Genomic DNA, 20,591 nt, shown 5'->3' on the forward strand with positions numbered 1-20,591 from the left:
CTCTTGGGAGAAAGCCCTCGAGAAAAGCTCGTAAGCCCGCGCAAACGTCGCCTTTAATTCCAAAAGACGTACGGCCTTTGTACCTTCCATACTCCTGGCGCCATCGCGCTGTAAAGCCGTGAACGAATCGAGCCCGGCTTTAACGCCGGGCTCGTATAGTCAGGGACGGGGCTTACCAGCGGTAACTGATGCTGCCGATCACGCTACGGGAATCGCCGTAGTAGCAGTAGAAGTCGCAACCGCTGACGTACTCCTTGTCGGTAAGGTTCTTGACGTTCACCTGGGCGGACCAGTTGTCGTCGATATCATAACGGGCCATGGCGTCATATAGCGTGGTCGAGGAGACGTTGCCTTCGACGCTGCTGCCGGGGCTGGCTTCGGTTTCACCGATATAGCGTACGCCGGCACCAATCGAAAGGCCCGGAAGCGCCCGGCTCATGTCATACCCCAGCCACGCCGAGGCCGAATGACGCGGAATCAGCGGCACGCGCTCGTCCTGCTGGTCGTCGCTGACGTCATAACGCGCGTCGGTATAGGTGTAGGCGGCAATCAGTTGAAGCTCATCGGTCAAATACCCCACCCCTTCTATTTCCACACCTTTCGAGCGGCGCTCACCCGCCTGCTCCTGAACCGGGGCGCCGGTGGAGATCAGGGTATTGTCTTCTTTGACATCGAAGGCGGCGATGGTGACGTAGCCGTCGACATCGAAGGGCGCGATCTTGACCCCGGCCTCGAACTGGCGGCCTTCCAGCGGTTCGTAGCTTGCGCCACTCGGGCCGCTGCCCGCCACCGGCGTGAAGGATTCGCTGTAGCTTACATAGGGGGAAACGCCATTATCCCCTAGATACATGGCGCCAGCGGTGAGCGAGAGCTGCTCGTCATCGTAACCCTCGCTGGAGCGGCCGCTGGAATCCGAGAAATCGTCACTGCTTTCGACGTCATCGAAACGGGCGCCCGCCAGGAACATCCACTTGTCCGCCACGCGCAGCTGGTCCTGCACGTAGAAACCGAGCTGTCGGCGGTCGACATCGTGATGGGTCGGGTCGCCGGTATCCGGCGCGCTGAACGCGGCGTAATCCGGGTTATAGAGATCCACGGTGTCGACGTTGGTGAACAGCGACGAGCCGTCTCCCAAGGTGCGGAAGCTGTCGCGGTTGGTGTAGTTCAAATCGAGCTTTTGATAATCCACGCCGAGCAGCAACATGTTTTCGGTGTTGTCGGTATAGGTGCGCGCAATCAGGCGATTATCGATATTGAAGCCGTCGTACTCGCCGTCGCGGTCGATCACGCCCCGGGAGATACCCCGTGGCGGCGTCACGTAGGAGTTCGGGTAGACGTTTCTAAGCTCGAGATCGAGATTGGTGTAGCGCGCGTTCTGCTGGAACTCCCAGGTATCGTTGATCTGGTGTTCAAGCTCGTAACCCAGCGCCACCTGACGCTGATCGAGACGGTCGTAATCGGGCTGGCCGTAGTTGGTGGAGCGGTCGATCCGCCCGAAAGGTGATTCATTCACCGTGCCAAAAGCGGGGAAGAAGCCCGAGGTAGGGGTGCCTTCATCTTTCTGCACGCTGGCCAAAAACGTGACCGTGGTGTCATCGCTGAAATCCACGGCCAGGCTCGGCGCGAAGTAGTAGCGCTCTTTCTCGCTGCCGTTGAGCTCGCCGTCCTGGTCACGATAAAGCGCTACGGTGCGGTAGCGCATGTCGTCGCGCTCGCCCACCGGGCCGGACACGTCGATGCCCACCTGGCGGTGACCGTCGTTGCCCGCCTCCACCGTGATATTCCTTTGGGGCTCAAACGTGGGCCGCTTGCTGATCGCATTGATCACACCACCGGGAGGCGCCTCGCCGTAAAGAATCGACGCCGGGCCCTTCAAGAGATCCACCCGCTCCAGGCCAAAGGTTTCGTTCATCCACCAGAAATAGCCGCCGGTACGAAACAGGCGCAGGCCGTCCTGGTAAGTGGCGTTTTCCGCGCTGAAGCCGCGCAGGAAGAACCAGTCGGCGTTGTTGTCGTTACCGTAGGGCTGCGAGGTGACACCAGAACGGTATTGGAAAGTCTCGTCGTACTTGTTGACGCCGCGGTCTTCAAGCTCCTGCTCGCTGACCGTCGAGATCGCCCGAGGGGTTTCGATATCCGGTGTCGCGACCTTGAGCGCGGTGGCGGTGACCACGGTGGTGCCCATATCGACCGGTTGCTCCTGGGCCAGCACAGCCAAGGGACCCACGCAAAGCGCACTTCCCAAAGTCAGAACCATTGAACGGCGAACGGCGACGGATAACGGCGCGGCGGGGAAAGGCGTACGGAGCATGGCGTCGGTCTCGTTAAAGAGCAAGGAGGCGTCGTGATTAAGACGAATGATACGGATTATTATTCACAACCACAATATCAAGGCCGACTCAAGCCGCGATAGCGGAACAGGCCGTTGCAAAAGCGTTCTCGAATCAGGTAGGCGTAACCGATGACTCGCCTTCGAACCCGCCCCCCCCGATCATCAGCACGCCTGGCAACCTTATGATATAACGCTGCTACCGAGCGAAGAATCGCTCTTCTTTTTATACCTGCCAAAAGGGGCTCATGACGCTATCCAGACTATCTAATCACCGCTGTTTACTTCTGTTCGCCGCTCTGTTGCTTCTGGGCTGGCTCGCTCTCTGGGCAGTGGCCTATTCACCCGAGAGCTGCTACCAGAGCGCGCAGCGCACGGCGTTGAACGGGGCCGGCCGGCTGATCTGCGACTCACGCCTGGACATGCTCTTTCTGTTCGTCGAGGACTCGTTGCATAACTGGCTAGCGGTACTGGGTTGGATCGTGCCTTATGCGATCTTCATCTGGGTCACGATTCGCACCCTGCTCAGCCAACACCAGCGCCTGGCGGCGGTCATGTTTACCGCCCTTACCGGCATGCTGCTTTGGGGGTGGCTGATCGTTTCGCTGGACCGCTCGCCCTATCATTGCGCCTTTGGCTTCGGGGGGTTTGGCTGCTCGAACCAGCTGGGCGAGGTCGGCATAGCGGCGGTCTTTTTGGGTTGGCTGATTCCGCTTGGCATGCTGGGTGCGGTCATTGTCGCGGCGTATAAAGAGCGCCTCATACATCAGGTGCCCGCTCCACACAAAGTAGAGCCTTAGGCAGTTAGGGGCTGGACGCAAGCGGCATCACCGCCGCTACCAGCGCCGCGCGATAGAGAACCGACTTGGCCGGGGAAGGATTGCCAGAGCGCATAGGCGCCTCGTTTTGAGTTATTCACCCGGCCGTGTCAAAGAAAAGACAGTTAAAAAACGCTCCGCGTAGGCTCGCCCTTCATCTACTCAAGATCCACTTCTGGCGCTGGCTTTATCAAGCGCTAGCGCTAACACCACCCGCTTGCTGATAGACTAAAACCAGCTCATCGGACGCCAACTCACGCTGCCCATAGCCCGCTTCCGGCAGGCTCGCCCAGATGGTGCGGCAAGCATCAATGGCCTCTCGAATACGGCCTTCGTGAATCATGGAAAGCGCCTGGCACTGGCGTATCAACTCTATCGCGGCTTGATTCTGGCTTTCGGGGCTGAAATCGGGCAGCCCGACTCGGTCGACCAGGTCATCCCAGGTATCTTCCAAAAACTGGTAGCGGCCCGCCGCGGTCGAGCTGATCCCATAAGCGGGCAGTGACACCAGACGGCGCGGGTGATCCTGGTAGCCATCGAACACCTCGCCTCCCACCAGCACGTTATAGCCGTTCTCGCTACCATGGCGCGGGGTGCCCTCGGCGTGGGCCAGCATATCGAGAAACGCGGTCACGTTTTCCGGGCGAGTATTTTCGGACGATTCCGACCTGGTACGCTCCAGATCGACCTCTTCATACCAGTGTGCAGGGGACTGTGCAGACACGATAAACTCTCCTTGTACAGATTCCGGACGTGACGACAAGACAACACTTTTCCATTCAAGGCGATAACCTGAGATAAAGCGTTTTTTAATCTCCTGCCACCTCTCTCTAGCGGCCTTTCCAATTGAAGCGGCCTACCGGGCTGGCTAGAATGCTTATCTAATCAAAATTTACTATTGGGTAAGCGGCCCGATACCGGAACCTTGATACCATGGCCACGTTCATTCCAGCACTGACGACCATTCCCCGCATGACCCGTGGCGAACGTCGCGTAGCGCAACGCCTAGACAGCCTGCTGGAAGACGACTACATCGTCTGGTACGACATTCCCCTGGGGCGCCAGCGCCGCTATCCGGATTTCATCGTGCTGCACCCGGCGCGGGGCCTGCTGTTTCTCGAGGTCAAGGACTGGAAGATCGAAACCCTGCACTCCATCACGCCGGACAGCGTCGAGATCGACACCCAACAAGGGCGCAAAACGGTCAGCAATCCGCTATTTCAAGCGCGCCAATGCGCCTTTGCCGCCATTGATCAACTAAAGCGCGACCCGCAGCTGATCCAGAGCGATAAGCGCTATCAGGGCAAGCTCTGCTTTCCCTACGGGCATGGCGTCTTTTTTCCCAACATCACACGCCTGCAGTGGAACAAGGCCATTTCCGAGGCGGAGCAAGAGCTCGTACTGCCGGGCCACCGGGTGATCTGTAAGGACGAGATGGCCCCCACCACCGACCCCGAAGCGTTTCAGCAGCGCCTCTGGAGCATGTTCGGCTACCAGTTTGGCGAGAAGCTCACTCTCCCCCAGCTCGACCGGATTCGCTGGCAGCTCTTCCCGGAGGTGCGCATCGACGCCCCGACCGGGGATCTGTTCGGTGACGACGAGGAACAAGCGACCAATGCCGCACCGGCCACGGAGGTCGTGCCCAATATCGTGCGCGTCATGGACATTCATCAGGAGCAGCTGGCGCGCAGTATGGGCGACGGCCACCGGGTGATTCACGGCGTGGCCGGCTCCGGCAAAACCTTGATCCTTGGCTACCGCTGCCTGCATCTGGCCCAGGCAACGAGCAAACCGATTTTAGTGCTGTGTTTCAATATTACTCTGGCGGCAAGGCTTCGCTGCTTTATCACCGAAAAAGGTATCGCCGACAAAGTGATGGTTCACCACTTCCATGAGTGGTGCGGCCAGCAGTTGAAGACTTATAACGTCGACCTGCTGACAGGCAGCAAACCAGCCTACGAGCGCCAAGTGGAAAGCGTGATTCAAGCCGTCGACGAGTCGCGCATTCCGCGGGCGCAATATGCTGCGGTGATGATCGACGAAGGCCACGACTTCGAGCGCGAGTGGCTGAAGCTGGTGGTACAGATGATCGACCCGGACACCAACTCGTTGTTGCTGCTCTACGACGATGCCCAGTCCATCTACCAGAAAGGCGCGCTGAAATTTCCGCTTTCTTCGGCCGGTGTTCAGGCCCGTGGGCGCACCACCATTCTCAAACTGAACTATCGCAATACTCGGGAAATCCTTACGTTCGCCTACGATTTTGCACGAGACTTCCTGGAAGCCTGTGAGGCCGACGATGACCATATACCGCTGATCACCCCGGAAGTGGCCGGGGTAAGTGGGCCCAAGCCGGCATTTCGCGCTTTCGATAATGCCCATCTCGAGGCACGCTATCTGGTGCACTGCATTCAGACGTGGCAGCGCCAAGGCAGCGAGCTGAACACTATTGCCGTGGTCTATACCAGCAACGCCCAAGGAAAGCTCTTCCACAAAGCCTTGCAGGCCGCCGGCATTCCTTGCCGTTGCCTGCAAACGCCTGCCGACAAGCGCAGCTACGACCTGGAAGCCGACGAGGTAGTACTGCTCAGCCGTCAAAGCAGCAAGGGGCTAGAGTTCGACACGGTACTGCTCAGCGGGCTTGGGGCACTCAGTCTTGATGAGGAAAAACAGGCTCAGGAGGCGCGTCTGCTCTACGTAGGCATGACCCGTGCCCGGCGCCGCCTGATGGTGACCAGCAGCAAGGAAAACTGGTACACCGAGCGGCTGAGCGAGCTGGCGGCGGCTTGAAGGTAGCGGCTTTTTTATATCACCTGTGAGCGAGGCACCTGAATGGCGATCGAACAAGGCATCTGGAAGCTGGCAAGCGATACCGACGAGGCACCGCAAAAACTACGCCCTATGGGGCTAGCCGACGAGGGGAAGCTGGAAGATCAGATCATGCAGGATGTCTCGATCCTCAACCGGGACTGGCTGCTGATCGGCCGTCAGGTGCGCACCGGCTTCGATAAGCTCATCGACCTGCTCGCGCTGGATGCCAACGGTAACGTGATCATCATCGAGCTTAAACGTGATAAAACGCCCCGCGACGTGGTCGCCCAAGCCATCGTCTACGCCAGCTGGGTCGTCACCTTGGCCGACTATCAGTTGATCGATATCTACCAGGCCTTCAATGAGCGCTATCCACGCCCTCACCCGACTCTGGAAGATGCCTTTTCCGCCAAGTTTGGCGTACCGCTTGATGACGTCTCGCTCAATGACAGCCACCAGATGGTGGTGGTGGCGACACGGCTCGACGCCAGCAGTGAGCGGATCATCAACTACTTGAATGACCACGCTCAGCTTTCGATCAACGCGATGTTCTTCTCGGCGTTCGAAGACGGCGGCAACCACTACCTGAGCCGCGCCTGGATGATCGACCCGGACGAGCCGCCCAAGCCCGCCGCGCGCAAGGCGCAAAAGGCGCCGTGGAACGGCGAGTTCTACGCCTCGTTTGGCGATGATCGGCCTTGGGAATTGGCGCGCCGTTTTGGTTTTATCGCCGGTGGCGGCGCCTACTGGTACTCCAAGACCCTCAACCTGCTTTCCGAAGGCGATCGGGTCTGGGTCAACATTCCCAAAACCGGCTACGTCGGCGTGGCGGAAGTGACCGGCGAGCGTATACGGGCGGATGAGTTCATGGTCGATACGGCGGACGGTCTTCAAGAGCTGTGCGAAGTAACGACTCCGGCCGATTACCCCCACCTACACCCTGCGGATGTGTCTGATGACGAAGACACGCTGGAGTACCTCGTGCCAGTTCGCTGGATAAAAAGCGTGCCCGCGATGGCGGCATTTCGCGAAGTGGGGCTATTTGGCAATCAGAACACGGTGTGCAAGCCGACGACGCCGAAGTGGGAGCATACGGTGGGGCGGTTGAAACAGGTTTGGAAGATTGCTTGAAAGCTCGTTTTCGGGAACGAGAAATCAGGAAAGGAATTGGTGGGCCCAGTCCGACTTGAACGGACGACCAAGGGATTATGAGTCCCCTGCTCTAACCAACTGAGCTATGGGCCCGAAAGGCGTGCATATCATAGCGAATGTGGCCGGGCGAGGCTACCCCTGGGGCGCTATCTTGATCTTATTGCGGCACTTTTGCGCTGTGGGCGAGTCTGCTGATGAGTCCTTACTATGGAGACATGCCATGAAAGCCTTGTTTGCTCTTTTACCGCTGGTGTTGGCGATGCCGGTGTACGCGGATTGGCAGCTGGATTCGAGCCAGTCCCAGGTACAGGCGACCATTACCCAGCTCGACGGCCCGACGCCGCAGACCCATCACCATCAGGTGCGTGATTTGCAGGGCGAGATCTCGCCGGACGGCACCCTGCGCCTGCCGCTGAAACTCAGCCAGACCGATCTGCTCTCGCGCTTTGGCGAGTTGCCGGTCTGGGCGCGGCTACTCACCGATTCCACGCTGGTGACGTTGACCGCGCAGATGCCGCCGGAGCGCCTCGACGGTCTGGATATCGGTGAGACGATGGTGGAAACCCTGACCTTTCGTGTGCAGACCGACGGGGTCAACCGCCAGGAAGACGTGCCGCTTCGCTTCACCCGCGAAGGCTTGAATCAGGTGCGGGTGACCCACGCCGAACCCATGGCGCTGGATGGCAGCACCCTGATGGCGAACAACACGGTGCGCACTGTCATGTCGCTTTTGGGCTATCAGCAAATTGCCGATCACGTACCGGTGACTCTGGATGCCCTGCTGGTCAACCGCTAGCGCTCACTCCTTCGCGGTGGCCCGGCGCACGTTGGCAAGCAAGGGGCTACCGGTATCCGGGTCCTTGAGCAGCGTGCACTCCACCCGATAAAGGGTGCGCACCAAGGCCGGGGTAACCACCTCGGAAGGCGGGCCTTCGGCGACGATGCGTCCTTCGCACATGGCAATGAGGTGGTCGGCGTAGCGGCAGGCGCTGGCCAGGTCGTGCAGTACCATCACCACGGTGCGGCCCTGGGTTGCCAGTTTTTGCACCAGTTCGAACACCTCGATCTGGTGGCCCAGATCCAGCGCCGAGGTAGGCTCGTCCAGCAGTAGCAGCGGCGTTTGCTGGGCGATGGTCATGGCGATCCAGGCACGCTGGCGCTGGCCGCCGGAGAGCGCTTCCAGCGGGCGGTCCGCCAGGGCCTCGAGGCCCGCGGCGGTGAGCGCGTACTGCACGATTTTCTGATCTTCCGGCGACCACTGGCGCAGCCACCCCTGGTGGGGCTGGCGGCCAAAGCGAATCAGTTCGGTCACGGTGAGCCCTTCCGGCGCCACGGCTTCCTGGGGCAAGAGTGCCAGCTTCTTGGCAAGCTCCCTGGCGGGCAGGTCTTGTACGTCGGCGCCGTCGAGCAGTACCGCGCCGCTGTCCGGTTTGTGCAGCCGGGCCAGTCCCGAGAGCAGCGTGGATTTACCGCACCCATTGGGGCCGACGATGGCGGTCACCTTGCTAGCGGGCAGATGAAGGCCCAGTTCGTTGATCACCCGGCGCGTGCCGTAACTCATGTTCAGTGCCTGGGTGGCAAGCGTGGGGGTATCGGTCGCATCAATCATGGGCGGCTCCGTTGCGGGCGCATCAAGATCCATAAAAGCCAGGGGCCACCCACCACGGCGGTGACGATGCCCACGGGTATTTCGACCGGCGCGAGCAGCGTGCGCCCGGCCAGATCCGCCAGCACCATCACCAGCGCCCCGGCAAGCGTGGCGGCCAGCACCGGCACGTGGCGTGAACTGGAAAGCGAACGGGCGATTTCCGGGCCGATGAGCGCCACCATACCCACCGGGCCGGCCACCGCGACGGCAAGCCCGGTGAGCACCACGGAAAGCGCAAGCACCTGAACACGGCAAGCCCTGACCTTTACCCCCAGGCCGCTGGCCACGGCGTCCTTGAAGCGCAAAAGCGTCAGCGAGCGGGCCAGCACCAAAGCCAGCACGATACCCAGCGCCAGCCCCAGGGCCAGCAGCAGCACCGCATCCGGGGAGCGGGCGTTGAGCGTGCCGATGGTCCAGGGGTAGGCAGCGTTGGCGTCATCGATCGGCACCCGGGCCAGAAAGAGCTGAGTGATCGCGCCGAACACGGCACCCACACCAATGCCCGCCACGATGAACCGATACCCCTGGGTGCCGCTGCCCGCAGAAAGCCCGAAGGTAATGGCGGCGGCGGTGGCCGCCCCGGCCAGCGCCATGGGCGGCGGCGCGATGGCGGTACCCACGCCGATCACCGAGGCCACGGCAAAGGCGGTCGCGCCGTTGTCGATGCCGATGATACCGGGGGTGGCCAGGCGGTTACGCGCCAAAGTCTGCATCAGGATGCCTGCCAGGGCGAAGCCGGCGCCGGTCAAACAGGCGGCGGCCAGGCGCGGCAGGCGAAGTTCGTTGACCATGAACGCGGTCATCATGTCGCCCTGGCCTGCCAGCGCGTACATCACGTCCGCCGGCGAAAGCGGTACGCTTCCCATGCTCAGGTAGATGACGCCGGCCACTAGAAGCGCGAGAAAAAGCCCGAGGTTGACCGCCACGGCGCGCCGCTCGAACAGTACGCTATACGCCTGCCCCCGGGCGTGCCACGCCAGGCGCCAGTAGCCGGGCGGCGATACCCTGTCGAGAGCGCTACCCACGCCGCTGTACCGGGAGGAGAACTCCGTCAGATACTCGGAGGTGGCTGTCGTTTTCGTTGCCATAGTCAACCATGTAAAAGGCCGCTGCCACTAAAGGGGGCCTTATTAAAGCATCGGTAAACGCCGAGCGCGAACCACGGCGACCAGCACCGGCGCGCCGCAAAGCGCGGTCAGAACACCCAGCGGAAGCTCGGAGGGCGCCACCAGAATGCGCGAAATGATGTCGGCGCTCAGCACGATCAGGGGCCCGACGGGCAGACAGAACCAGAGCGTGCGGCGAATGTCCGGCCCGGTCAGCGCCCGGGCGACGAAGGGCACCACCAGTCCCACGAAGGCGATGGGCCCGGCGATCGCGGTGGCTGCACCGACCAAAAGCGCCACACAGCCGATCACGATCCAGCGAATCAAACCGGGCCGGTGGCCAAGCCCGGAGGCGGCCCGCTCACCCAGCGCCAGCGCCGCCAGAGGCCGGGCAGTGACGAGTACCAGAAAGGCGGCCACGGCCAAGCTCGGCAACACGCTGATCAGATCCTCGATGCGCCGTCCGGCAAGACTTCCCACCACCCAGAAGCGAATCTCGTCCGCCGCGCGCTGATCATAAAGCAGGATCAGCGCGGTCAGCGAGCCCAGAAGCCCCGAGAACGCTGCCCCGGCCAGCACCAGGCGCACCGGGTCGTTGCCCACGCCGCGAAAGCGCGCCACGCTGAGTACGCAGATACAGCCAACAAGCGCGCCGAGCTGGGCCACCGAGATACGCAGCGTTGCCGCACTCGCCCCCAGCACCAGCGCAAGTGCCACGGCAAAGGCGGCGCCGGCGCTTACCCCCAGAAGGCCAGGCTCGGCCAGCGGGTTTCGCGATACCGCCTGCAAGAGTGCCCCGGCGATGCCCAGCGCCATGCCGACGACGATGCCGATCAGCGTGCGTGGGGCGCGAAGTTCCCATACCACAAAACGCGCCTCGCCATCGGCGCTGCCCTGCAAAAGCGCCAGCACCCGTGCGGGGCCGACGCTGCCCGCCCCGATCAACAGGCTCAACACACTCACCGCCACGAGGGCGGTGAGCAGGTAAAGCATCAGGGTGCGGGGCGTTCGGCGCGCGACCGCCCCGCGAAGCGCATAGGCAATGCCGGTCACGGCAGCAGCGCGGTTTCGATATCGTTCAGAATGGCCTGCGCCGCCAGTGGGCCGCTGGCGCTGCTCCAGAGCTGGCCGTCCACCGGCACGACCCGGTCTTGCTGCACCACGTTCAAACGGGTGAACGCCGTACTCTGTTTGGCGGCGTCCAGCGCCTGCTGGCCTTCATCATTGAGGGTAGCCAGAAACAGCCAGTCGCCGTCGATCATGGAGAGATTCTCGAGGCTCAAGACATCGCTGTGGGCGCTGCCTTCCTTGACGAGGTCCGCGTCGCTGACGCTGATGCCCACCCGATTGAGAAGCCCGGTGGCGATCAGGTTTTCCGACATCACCATGGCGCCATTGGGCATCCAGCGCACCACGAAGGCGTGTTCGTCCGGATGGCTCTCACCGATTCGCTCGGCGAGTTCGGCAACGCGTTCGTCCACGGCGCTGATCGCCTCCTCTACTGCCTCCTGGCGGTTGAGGGCTTCGCCGAACAGCCGCGCCTCGGCCTCCCAGTTGTCCGGCTCGAAGGTTTGGGTCGGAGGTACGACCGTCGGCGCGATACGCGAAAGAAGCTGGTACTGCTCTTCAGGGAGCTGGGCAGCGGCCAGAATCAGATCCGGCTGCTGGGCCAGTACGGCTTCGATGTTGATCTCGCGCACCACGCCCACCACTTCCGGGCGCTCGGCATCGAAGTCCTCGGTGAAGTACTCGGTGATGTAGTCGGCAACGTCCGTGCCGCCGCGCGTGGTGACCGCCCCCAGCGGCATGATGCCCGCGGCGATGGCGGTATCCAACGCCCCTTCGTAAACGGTCACTACGCGCTCGGGAGTGCCTTCAACTTCTACCTCTCCATAAGCGGTGTCCAGCGTACGTGCCTGGGCGTGGCCCGCTAGAAGTGCGCCGATCAGCGCGCCGGCCATACCCAAACGCTGTGCCGTGTTACCCCGTGCCCCGCGACCTGTTCCCGTCATTGAAACTCTCCTGTTCGTTATTGGCTTTGATAATAACGATTCTCAAAAGCAATTGCATTACCCAATTTTCAAAGCGCTTTTCTATTGCTGGCACTGACGGTTGATGGTGAGCCGTGCAAGCAGGATACAACGCCACTTTTCACCTGCGTTGTAATTGATGCAACGGCATGTTCCAGAATTTTTTCTCGATATCGGGAACTATTATTTCTAGAATCCCGCTATCATTTGATAACAAGTCTCATTAACAAGATCGCCGCTTTTATCGCAAGGGTTCTTCAATGTCTCGTTTTACGCGTACCACCATTGCCAGCGCAGTTGCCTTGAGCGCCTGCGCAAGCAACGTTCACGCCCAGGAAGGCGTCAGCAACCTCGACAACCTGGTCGTTACCGCAGCCGGTTACGAGCAGACACTCAACAACGCGCCGGCCAGTATCTCGGTGGTCACGCGTGAAGAGCTCGAGCAGAATCAGTACTCCAACATTGCCGAAGCCATTTCCGATATCCCCGGCGTGGATACGCGGGCCGGCACCGGCAAGACCGGCGGGCAGAATATCTCCATTCGCGGCATGCCCAGCGACTACACCCTGATCCTGATCGACGGGCGCCGTCAGAATACGTCCGGTGATGTCACACCCAACGGCTTTGGTGAAACCTCCACGAGCTTCATGCCCCCGCTCTCTGCCATCGAGCGTATCGAGGTCATTCGCGGGCCGATGTCGACGCTTTATGGCTCCGACGCCATGGGCGGTGTGATCAATATCATCACCCGCCGGGTAGGCACCGAGTGGGCAGGTTCAGTCAACGTGGAGAACTCTTTTCAGGAGGACCGGGATGAAGGTAACAGCTCAGCGCTCAACCTCTACGCCTCGGGCCCGCTGGTAGAGGACACGCTAGGCTTGCAGCTACGCGGACGCGTATTTGACCGCGACAGCTCCGAACGCATGGTGGAAAACAGTGTAGGTCGCGACCCCCGCCCCGGCGAGGCGCGGATCTACTCCCTGGGCGGGCGCTTGAGCTTTACCCCGGACGATACCCACGAAATCTGGCTCGACGCCGAGCGCGCACGCCAGACCTACGATAATTCCGACTGCCGTCTGGGCAGCCTCGATGGCCTGCGCCGCAGCGACTGCGAAACGCCGGACCCGGACGCCTACTTCGGTTACGAGGATGAGCTTCGCTTCAACCGCGACCAGATCGCCCTCGGCCACTCAGCACGTCTGGATGCCGGCACCTGGGACACCAGCATTACCCGCAACGAAACCGAGAGCCTTGGCCGTACGCTACCCACCGGCAACGCCCCGGCCTACGGCTATGTGGCCCAGGGCGGCGAGCCGCGCCAGCTGGAAAACCGCGATATCGTCGTGGACGCCAAATTCGTCGCCCCGCTGGAGGATCACATGGTCACCGTGGGGGGGCAGTACATCGACGCCGAGCTGATCGACGCCACTGCAGGCAATGAAAAATTCAGCCAGTCGAGCTGGGCGGTCTTTCTCGAGGACGAGTGGTTTTTACGCGACGACCTGGCACTGACCCTGGGCGGACGCTATGAAAACCACAACGCCTTTGGGGGCCACTTCAGCCCGCGTGGCTACCTGGTGTGGAACACGACCGACGAGTGGACGCTCAAGGGCGGCATCAGCCAGGGCTACAAGACACCGACGCTGAACCAGTTGCACGACGGCGTTAACGGCTTTGGCAACCAGGGGCTCTCGGCAAGCCTGGGCTCGCCCAACCTCTCGCCGGAGAAGAGCACCAACTACGAAATCGGCGCGATCTACGATAACCTGGATAACTTCTCCGCCGGGGCGACGGTCTTCTTTACCCAGTTCCGCGACCGTATTGCCAACGGCGACGATCTTCCGAACTGCCAGTTCATCGACAACAACGGCAACCAGCCCTTCGCCAATGTGGCCAACTGCATCAGCGTGGGCGATTTCACCACCCAGGATAGCTTCAGCCAGGAAATCAACGTCGACCGCGCCGAAACCCGCGGCATCGAGCTGACCAGCCGCTACCAGTTCGCACCCAAATGGAGCATCAGCGGCGGCTATACCTATACCGACACCGAAGTGACTTCCGGCGATAACGAAGGCCAGGCGTTGACCAACGCGCCCAAGCACAAGCTGACCGCGGATCTTTCCTGGGCGATCAACGAGCGCTGGACGACCACGCTCGAAGGTGAGTACTACTCATCGCGCGACCGCTTTACCGACAACGTCACTGGCAACTCCGCTGCGCTGGTCGAGCAGGTGGGCAACAAGCTGGATGGCTACGAGCTATTCCACCTGCGCTCCTCCTACCGCTTCTCGGACAACGTTCGCCTCACCGGCCGGGTCAACAACCTGCTCGACAAGGACTTCACCGACTACGACACCTACGGCTACAACGGTGATACCTACATCGCCTACCGCTATACACAAACCGGCCGGGCGACCGATGGGGTTGCACTGGATGGCCGCAGCTACTGGCTCTCCGCCACCTACGACTTCTGATCCTTGCCGTGTCGTCAATGCTCCTCGACGACGCTTGCTGATTTGAGCCCTGGCCCGCGCCGGGGCTTTTTTATTCCTTTACCTTATCTTGCATTCAATGAATGAAGCGGTGCCTTCGACAACCATTAACACAAATGTCTCTTATTTTCATTTGCATGCCTAACTGGCACAATGACACTCTCCTTTTAGCCTGCGGGCCTTCTCATGTACGACTTCGACGAACTCGCCGCCTTCTCAAACGTAATGACCACCGGTAGCCTGACCCGCAGCGCTCAAAGTCTGGGGCTTGCCAAGTCCACCCTTAGCCGCCGCATCAGCCAACTGGAGACACGCCTGGGCCAGCCGCTGCTCAGACGCCAGGCCAACCGGCTGATTCCCACCGAAGCGGGACTGCTCTTCAACCAGTACTGCGGCGAGCTTTTGACCATGGCGACGAAAAGTCACGAAGCCCTGGCGGAACTGCGCGAGGAGATTAGCGGCAAGATGACCCTGGAAGTACACGGTGCCCTGGCACGGGGATGGGCGGCAGGCGTGATGGACAGCTTCCTGAACCGTCACCCGGGTATCGAGCTGACGCTGTATACCCGCGAAACGCCGCCTCAGCGAATGCACAGCAACAGCGTTCACGTCTGGCTCGGCGCCGTGGAGGAGTGCGGTCTGAACCAGGAAAGCCTGGGCCAGCTGACCCGAGGACTATACGCAAGCCCTCGTTACCTCGCTCATGCGCCTGCCCTTGCACATCCCGATACGCTCGGCCAGCACGCCTGGATTGATCTGCTCGATACCGCCTCGACCGGCCTGGCGCTCTACAACAGCGCCCAGGAGTATGTGTTCAGCCCGCCACGTTCGCGGTTGAGGGTCGATTTGACCGTGATGCATATTGATGCGATTGCCTCTGGTCAAGGCATCGGGCTTTTACCTCATTGGCTGGTCGCCGAGCGCGAGGCGTATCACCCCGGGGAACTTGTACACTGTCTGCCAGGCTGGGAGCCGGCCCCTCTGCCGATCACCCTGCTCTACGCCTACGGCCACCACTCCCGCCGGGTCAAGGCACTGCTCGACTTCCTGCGCGAGCAAGTTCCCCCTCAGTGGCACGCCGAGGTTGCTGACAGCTGATCCAGGAGAAGTCTTGCCAGCCTGAGCGGTTATTGCCGACAATAGGCGACGTACGCTTGCCAAGGACGCTCAATGCTCGTTGAACTATTCGCCGTCATGGCGCCGGTACTCGCCGGTGCCGGGCTCGGTTTTTTCTGGGTTCGCCTGGGCCAGCCCTACCCTATCGAATTCGTCACTCGGCTGGTGTTCAACATCGGCACGCCGTCACTGGTACTTGCCTCACTGGCCGGTGCCTCGATCGATGCCAGCACCTTTGGTAGAACCATGCTGGCCACAGCACTTGTGATCAGCCTGATGGGGGTCGCCACTTTTGGCGTGGCGCTACTGTTGCGCCGTGACTGGCGGGTTCTTCTGGCGCCCATGATGTATCCCAATACCGGCAACATGGGCCTTCCCGTGGTGCTCTACGCCTTCGGTAGCGCCGGGTTTGCCTACGGCATTACGGTAATGGTGACTGTCTCGCTTTTCCAGTTCACCCTGGGAGCGATTCTTAGCAGCCAAGGCAACCCGCTCAAGACTCTGGTGAAAACCCCCACGGTGTACGCCATCGTGATCGCCATGACGCTGCTTTTGACCGATACGGCGCTGCCGGCCTGGCTCGCCAACACGGTGGACCTGATGTCCGGGTTCACCGTACCGCTCATGCTGATCACCCTCGGGGTATCCCTTGCCAGCATTCAGGTGAAAAGCCTGCGCTCGGGTATCGGCTTCAGCCTGGTGCGCATTCCGCTGGCCGCCGCAGCCGCCTGGCTTATATCAAGCCTTCTGGGACTGCCCCCTCTTGCCCAGAGCATCCTGGTCATTCAGATGTGCATGCCGGTGGCGGTGTTCAACTACCTTTTCGCCCAGCGCGCCAAGCGCGAGCCTGCCTATGTGGCAAGCCTGGTCTTCTGCTCGACCCTGTTGGCGCTTATCTACCTTCCCGCACTGCTGGCGCTGATGATGTAGGGAATGACGGAACCTACTGCTCTGGATACAGTCACTGCTAAATTAATTATAATTCCCCCGTCCGGAGAGCCCTCATGTCGACATCGCCCGTACCGCAAGCGCCAACCTCGTCACTCCTTCGCCGCTGCGCTTCACCGTTGGCAGGCGGATTGCTGCTGCTGGGAGGGCTGGGGAGCGTTCAGGCCGAGATGACGCACGATTCGGTCAAGACCGACGTCGCCACGTTCTCCATCGAACGCGTGGCGCAAGGATTGGAGCGCCCCTGGGCGGTGGCCTTTTTGCCCAATGGGCGTTTTCTGGTCAGCGAGCGCGCCGGGCGGCTAAACCTGGTGGATAATGACACCGGCAGCGTCGAGGTATTGAGCGGCATGCCCGAGGTAAGCGCTCATGGTCAGGGCGGGCTGCTGGATGTCGTACTGCACCCGGCCTTCGGTGACGGCGAGCATGACTGGATCTACTTCACCTGGAGCAAGCCCGACGATGGCGGTACGCGTACTGCGCTCTCCCGGGTACGCTGGGAAGGCGAAGGTCTGGGCGAAGTGGAGCACGTGTTCGAGCAGGACCGCGCCTCCGGCCCCGGGCGCCACTACGGTTCGCGACTGGCCTGGCTCCCTGATGGCACACTGCTGATGAGTGTGGGCGACCGCGGCTCCGACCCCAGCCGGGCGCAGGCACGCGATGATCACGCAGGCTCCACCCTTCGCCTGACCGAGAACGGCAGCGCCGTCGAGGACAACCCCTTTGTCGATGACGCAAGCACACTCGACGAGCTCTACTCCTTGGGTAATCGCAATATTCAAGGCATGGTGGTGCGCGACAACGGCCAGGCGTGGGTGTCCGAACACGGCCCTCTCACCGGCGATGAGCTGAACCTGATAAAGCCCGGCCATAACTACGGCTGGCCGGAAGTCACCCTGGGTAACGATTACGCTACCAACGAGCCGTTCGGCCAGACCTCCATGCCCGGCATGACCGACCCCGCGTACGCTCTCGACGGGCGCTTTGCACCTTCCGGGCTTGCCGAGGTGGCCGGCGAACGCTTTGCGAACTGGCAAGGCAACCTGCTGGCCGGTGGCCTTGCCAGTGAAAAGCTTGAACGCTTTGTCATCGAAGATGAGCGCATCACGGACAGCGAAGTACTGCTGGAAGGCCAGGTGGGCCGCATTCGTGATGTACGCCAGGGCCCTGATGGCAACATCTACCTTTTGACCGACAGCGACCAGGGCGGGCTTTATCGCCTGGCCCCTGTGGAATAGTCGCCCAACGACACTACTGGAAGACAAGAACCCGATGCGCTTACGTAACTTAATGATTTTAACGGTGATCGTGCCGCTTTTCGTCGCGCTCGTGGTGTTCAGTCTTGTGGCGATCAAGGCCTTGGAAGATAACGTACGCTCCAAGCTTCAAACCGAGGTTGAAATCATTACCCGGGCGCTGAGCACCTCACTGAGCTACGCCGTGGCCCGGGACAGCGCCGCCCCGCTTGAAGAGGCCCTGCAATCGGCGTTTTCGTTTCACCGGATTTACGGCGCCTACGTATTCGATGGGCAGGGCCGCGAAATCTACGGGCTGGGGCTGGGCAAGAACCTTTTCACCCCCACCGAGATTCAAAGCGTCATCGAGCGCGACGACCTCTACAGCAATTATCGTCAACTCGATGGCTGGACCTATTACTCCGCGCTGATTCCGCTGCGCACCCAGGACGGTACCGTGTACGGTGTACTGCAGGTGAACCGGCTCAATACCGGCATCGAGAACTACACCGGGTTCATCAGCATCGTGGCGGTGCTGGTATTTATCATCGGGGCCGGCGGGATCGTGCTCAGCATCTGGTGGGGATTTCGGCGCTACATCGAGCGCCCTTTGAACCGGCTTTTGCGTGTTATGCTATTAATAGAAGACGGTGACCGTAGCCAACGAGCAAACGTGGAAGGACCGGTGGAATACCGCCGCCTGGCCTCGGGGCTGAACGGCATGCTGGACGCCATGGCCGAGAAGGACCGGGATATCGATGCTCGCCGCCGGCGTGAAATCGAGCTTGAAAAACGGCTACGCAAGTCCAAGAAGCTCGCGGAGCTTGGCGTGCTGGCTGCAGGTGTCGCGCACGAAATCGGCGCGCCGCTTACCGTCATCAATGGCCAGGCCCAGCGCCTGGCGCGTCGCGACGTCATTGGCGACGATGAAAGAGCACGGCTGGGCCGTATTCGTGGCGAGGTGGAGCGCATTGTCGAAATCGTGCGCCAGCTCATGGAGCTTGGCCGCCAGCACAATGTGGAAAAGGGCAAGCAGTCTCTCGATCATCTTGTTACGAGCGCAAGCGAGCTGGTCGAGGAAGAGCTTGAACCACGGGGCATCCAGCTGGATATCAAGCTCCCCACGCCAGAGCTTTGGGTCATGGTCAACGGCCAGCAGATCGTGCAGGTACTCTCCAACCTGCTACGCAACGCCGCCCAGGCGCCCGATGTCAGTCTTGTGCAGGTACGCGCCGAACAGCAAGGCAATGAAATGACGCTTTGGGTAGAAGACGATGGTCCTGGCATTCCTGTATCGCACCACCATCAGGTATTTGACCCGTTTTTTACCACCAAGCCCGTAGGCCAGGGTAGTGGCCTGGGGCTTTCGATGGTACACCGCATTATCAATGACCACGGCGGGACGATTGGCGTGTTCGACAGCGCCCTGGGGGGCGCGGGGTTTGAAATATCCCTGCCCCTGACTGAAACCGCATCCGCTTGAGGAAAACGTTTGTGACCGATCAGGAACACCTTTTACCGTTACTGGTTGTCGAAGACGACCCCGCGATCCGTGAGCTTCTGGAAGAGGAACTGCACGACGCCGGTTACGACACCCTGGGCGTTTCAAGCGCCGAGGAAGCCATTGCGCTTTTAAGCCATACGTCGGTGGCCATGATGATTACCGATGTGCGCCTGCCCGGCATCTCCGGCATTCAACTGCTCCAGCAGCTGCGCCAGAGCGGCTCTGAGCTGGGCATCATCGTGATTACCGCCTTCGGCACCATCGACCAGGCCGTCGAGGCGCTCAAGCTGGGTGCCGATGACTTTCTGACCAAGCCGCTGGATCTCGACGCCATTCGCGATGCGGTATTTCGCGTTCTGGAACGTCAGCGCCTGGCACTCTCCCACGATTCCGAGATCAATCACTTTCACGGCATCGTAGGCAAGAGCCACACCATGCAATCACTTTTCCACGACGCCTCCCGGCTTGCCAAAAGCAACGCGCCCATTCTCATTCTGGGGGAAAGCGGCACCGGCAAGGAGCTCCTCGCCCGCGCCATTCATCAGGAAAGCCCACGAAGCGAGGCGCCCTTTGTACCGGTCAACTGCGCCAGCATTCCCGCCGACTTGATGGAAAGCGAGTTTTTCGGTCATGTGAAAGGGGCATTCACCGGTGCCAATGAAGCGCGCAAAGGGCTTTTCCAGAGTGCCCAGGGAGGCAGCCTGTTTCTGGATGAAATCGGCGAAATGCCGATCAACCTGCAGGCGAAACTTTTGCGGGCGCTGCAGGAAAAGACCATTCGCCCGGTAGGTGGCGAGCGCGAGGAGAAGGTGGATGTACGCATTATCGCCGCCACCCACCGCGATCTGGACAAGGAGATCGAAGCGCAGAATTTTCGTAGCGATCTTTTCTATCGCCTGGAGACGTTTTCGCTTCGAATACCGCCGCTGCGCGAGCGGGGCAGCGATATCGAGCACTTGATCTTTGCCTTGATCGACAAGCACGCCGAATCCCAGGCCAAGCAGATCGAACAGATCGAACCAGAGGCACTCAATACGCTGCTGAGCTACCCCTACCCCGGTAACGTACGCGAGATGGAAAACGCGGTGATGCGTGCGGTAACGCTCAGTGAAGAGGGGGTATTAAAGCATGGCGATCTGCCCGAACGTCTTCGTGAACACGCCAGCACCCAGTCGAGTGTCGAGCTGACCCCTACCCTGAGCGGCGAAGTGCTCCCCGGCACCCAGGCCCCGGCCCCGGCGCCAGCGCGCTGGCCAAGCCTGGAGGAAGTGGAAAAGCGCTATATTCGTAAAGTGCTGGAGGCCACCGGCGGCAACAAGCGCCGCACGGCAGAAGTACTGGGTATTGCGCGGCGCACCCTTTACAGGCGTCTTGAGGATGACGGCGAGCAGACCTGAAGGCG

16 protein-coding genes and 1 tRNA gene are annotated in these 20,591 nt (G+C 61.0%); 10 read left to right on the forward strand and 7 right to left on the reverse strand.

Translation table 11 applies throughout. The annotated features are described in order from the left end of the window. Positions 1-172 precede the first annotated feature (172 nt). Entirely contained in the window at positions 173-2,311 is a 2,139-nt protein-coding gene (locus ACWF8S_RS12785; RefSeq protein ID WP_447553710.1) for a TonB-dependent siderophore receptor, read from the reverse strand. A 266-nt stretch (positions 2,312-2,577) separates the two neighbouring features. Between ACWF8S_RS12785 and ACWF8S_RS12790 the strand changes: the two genes are divergently transcribed. Further along, positions 2,578-3,129 (forward strand): hypothetical protein, encoded by a 552-nt coding sequence (locus ACWF8S_RS12790; RefSeq protein WP_447553711.1) that lies wholly within the window; start codon positions 2,578-2,580, stop codon positions 3,127-3,129. A 208-nt stretch (positions 3,130-3,337) separates the two neighbouring features. On the opposite strand, the gene ACWF8S_RS12795 is transcribed toward ACWF8S_RS12790, so the two are convergent. Next, the gene (locus ACWF8S_RS12795) at positions 3,338-3,871 is read right to left on the reverse strand and encodes a glycoside hydrolase family 24 protein (protein ID WP_447553713.1); all 534 of its coding nucleotides are present in this window, start codon (positions 3,869-3,871) and stop codon (positions 3,338-3,340) included. A gap of 209 nt (positions 3,872-4,080) precedes the next feature. Here ACWF8S_RS12795 and ACWF8S_RS12800 point away from each other — a divergent pair, with 209 nt between their 5' ends. After that, positions 4,081-5,937: a 3'-5' exonuclease gene (locus ACWF8S_RS12800; RefSeq protein ID WP_447553714.1), complete on the forward strand. Its 1,857-nt coding sequence runs from the start codon at positions 4,081-4,083 to the stop codon at positions 5,935-5,937. Between the two features lie 42 nt (positions 5,938-5,979). Continuing rightward, positions 5,980-7,089, forward strand: a complete 1,110-nt coding sequence (locus tag ACWF8S_RS12805; RefSeq protein WP_447553715.1) for a hypothetical protein — start codon at positions 5,980-5,982, stop codon at positions 7,087-7,089. Between the two features lie 37 nt (positions 7,090-7,126). Here the strand turns inward: ACWF8S_RS12805 and ACWF8S_RS12810 are convergent. Then, a tRNA-Ile gene (locus tag ACWF8S_RS12810) sits at positions 7,127-7,203 on the reverse strand. Between the two features lie 127 nt (positions 7,204-7,330). Between ACWF8S_RS12810 and ACWF8S_RS12815 the strand changes: the two genes are divergently transcribed. After that, complete coding sequence (locus ACWF8S_RS12815; RefSeq protein ID WP_447553716.1) at positions 7,331-7,906, forward strand: hypothetical protein; 576 nt, start codon at positions 7,331-7,333, stop codon at positions 7,904-7,906. A gap of 3 nt (positions 7,907-7,909) precedes the next feature. On the opposite strand, the gene ACWF8S_RS12820 is transcribed toward ACWF8S_RS12815, so the two are convergent. The 4 genes from ACWF8S_RS12820 to ACWF8S_RS12835 are packed head-to-tail and all read right to left on the reverse strand — an operon-like array spanning position 7,910 to position 11,876. Continuing rightward, a complete protein-coding gene (locus tag ACWF8S_RS12820) occupies positions 7,910-8,719 on the reverse strand; it encodes an ABC transporter ATP-binding protein (RefSeq protein WP_447553717.1) in 810 nt (269 codons plus the stop codon). Then, on the reverse strand, positions 8,716-9,846 hold the full coding sequence (locus ACWF8S_RS12825; protein WP_447553718.1) for a FecCD family ABC transporter permease: 1,131 nt from the start codon (positions 9,844-9,846) through the stop codon (positions 8,716-8,718). Before ACWF8S_RS12825 ends, ACWF8S_RS12820 begins: the two co-directional genes overlap by 4 nt. 42 nt (positions 9,847-9,888) lie before the next feature. Beyond that, positions 9,889-10,857, reverse strand: a complete 969-nt coding sequence (locus tag ACWF8S_RS12830; protein ID WP_447556597.1) for a FecCD family ABC transporter permease — start codon at positions 10,855-10,857, stop codon at positions 9,889-9,891. Positions 10,858-10,913: 56 nt separating this feature from the next. Then, positions 10,914-11,876: an ABC transporter substrate-binding protein gene (locus ACWF8S_RS12835; protein WP_447553720.1), complete on the reverse strand. Its 963-nt coding sequence runs from the start codon at positions 11,874-11,876 to the stop codon at positions 10,914-10,916. A 278-nt stretch (positions 11,877-12,154) separates the two neighbouring features. Here ACWF8S_RS12835 and ACWF8S_RS12840 point away from each other — a divergent pair, with 278 nt between their 5' ends. The 6 genes from ACWF8S_RS12840 (at position 12,155) to ACWF8S_RS12865 (ending at position 20,586) form a co-directional block, all read left to right on the forward strand. After that, complete coding sequence (locus ACWF8S_RS12840; RefSeq protein WP_447553721.1) at positions 12,155-14,368, forward strand: TonB-dependent receptor domain-containing protein; 2,214 nt, start codon at positions 12,155-12,157, stop codon at positions 14,366-14,368. A gap of 204 nt (positions 14,369-14,572) precedes the next feature. Beyond that, positions 14,573-15,484 (forward strand): LysR family transcriptional regulator, encoded by a 912-nt coding sequence (locus ACWF8S_RS12845; RefSeq protein WP_447553722.1) that lies wholly within the window; start codon positions 14,573-14,575, stop codon positions 15,482-15,484. 72 nt (positions 15,485-15,556) lie between these two features. Then, positions 15,557-16,432: an AEC family transporter gene (locus ACWF8S_RS12850; RefSeq protein WP_447553724.1), complete on the forward strand. Its 876-nt coding sequence runs from the start codon at positions 15,557-15,559 to the stop codon at positions 16,430-16,432. A gap of 74 nt (positions 16,433-16,506) precedes the next feature. Next, the gene (locus ACWF8S_RS12855; RefSeq protein WP_447553725.1) at positions 16,507-17,688 is read left to right on the forward strand and encodes a PQQ-dependent sugar dehydrogenase; all 1,182 of its coding nucleotides are present in this window, start codon (positions 16,507-16,509) and stop codon (positions 17,686-17,688) included. A 34-nt stretch (positions 17,689-17,722) separates the two neighbouring features. Further along, positions 17,723-19,168 carry an ATP-binding protein gene (locus ACWF8S_RS12860; protein WP_447553727.1) on the forward strand — a complete coding sequence of 482 codons (1,446 nt, stop codon included), beginning with the start codon at positions 17,723-17,725 and terminating at the stop codon, positions 19,166-19,168. Positions 19,169-19,179: 11 nt separating this feature from the next. Then, entirely contained in the window at positions 19,180-20,586 is a 1,407-nt protein-coding gene (locus ACWF8S_RS12865; RefSeq protein ID WP_447553728.1) for a sigma-54-dependent transcriptional regulator, read from the forward strand. Positions 20,587-20,591 lie beyond the last annotated feature (5 nt).

This window comes from Vreelandella xerophytica, assembly GCF_968048975.1.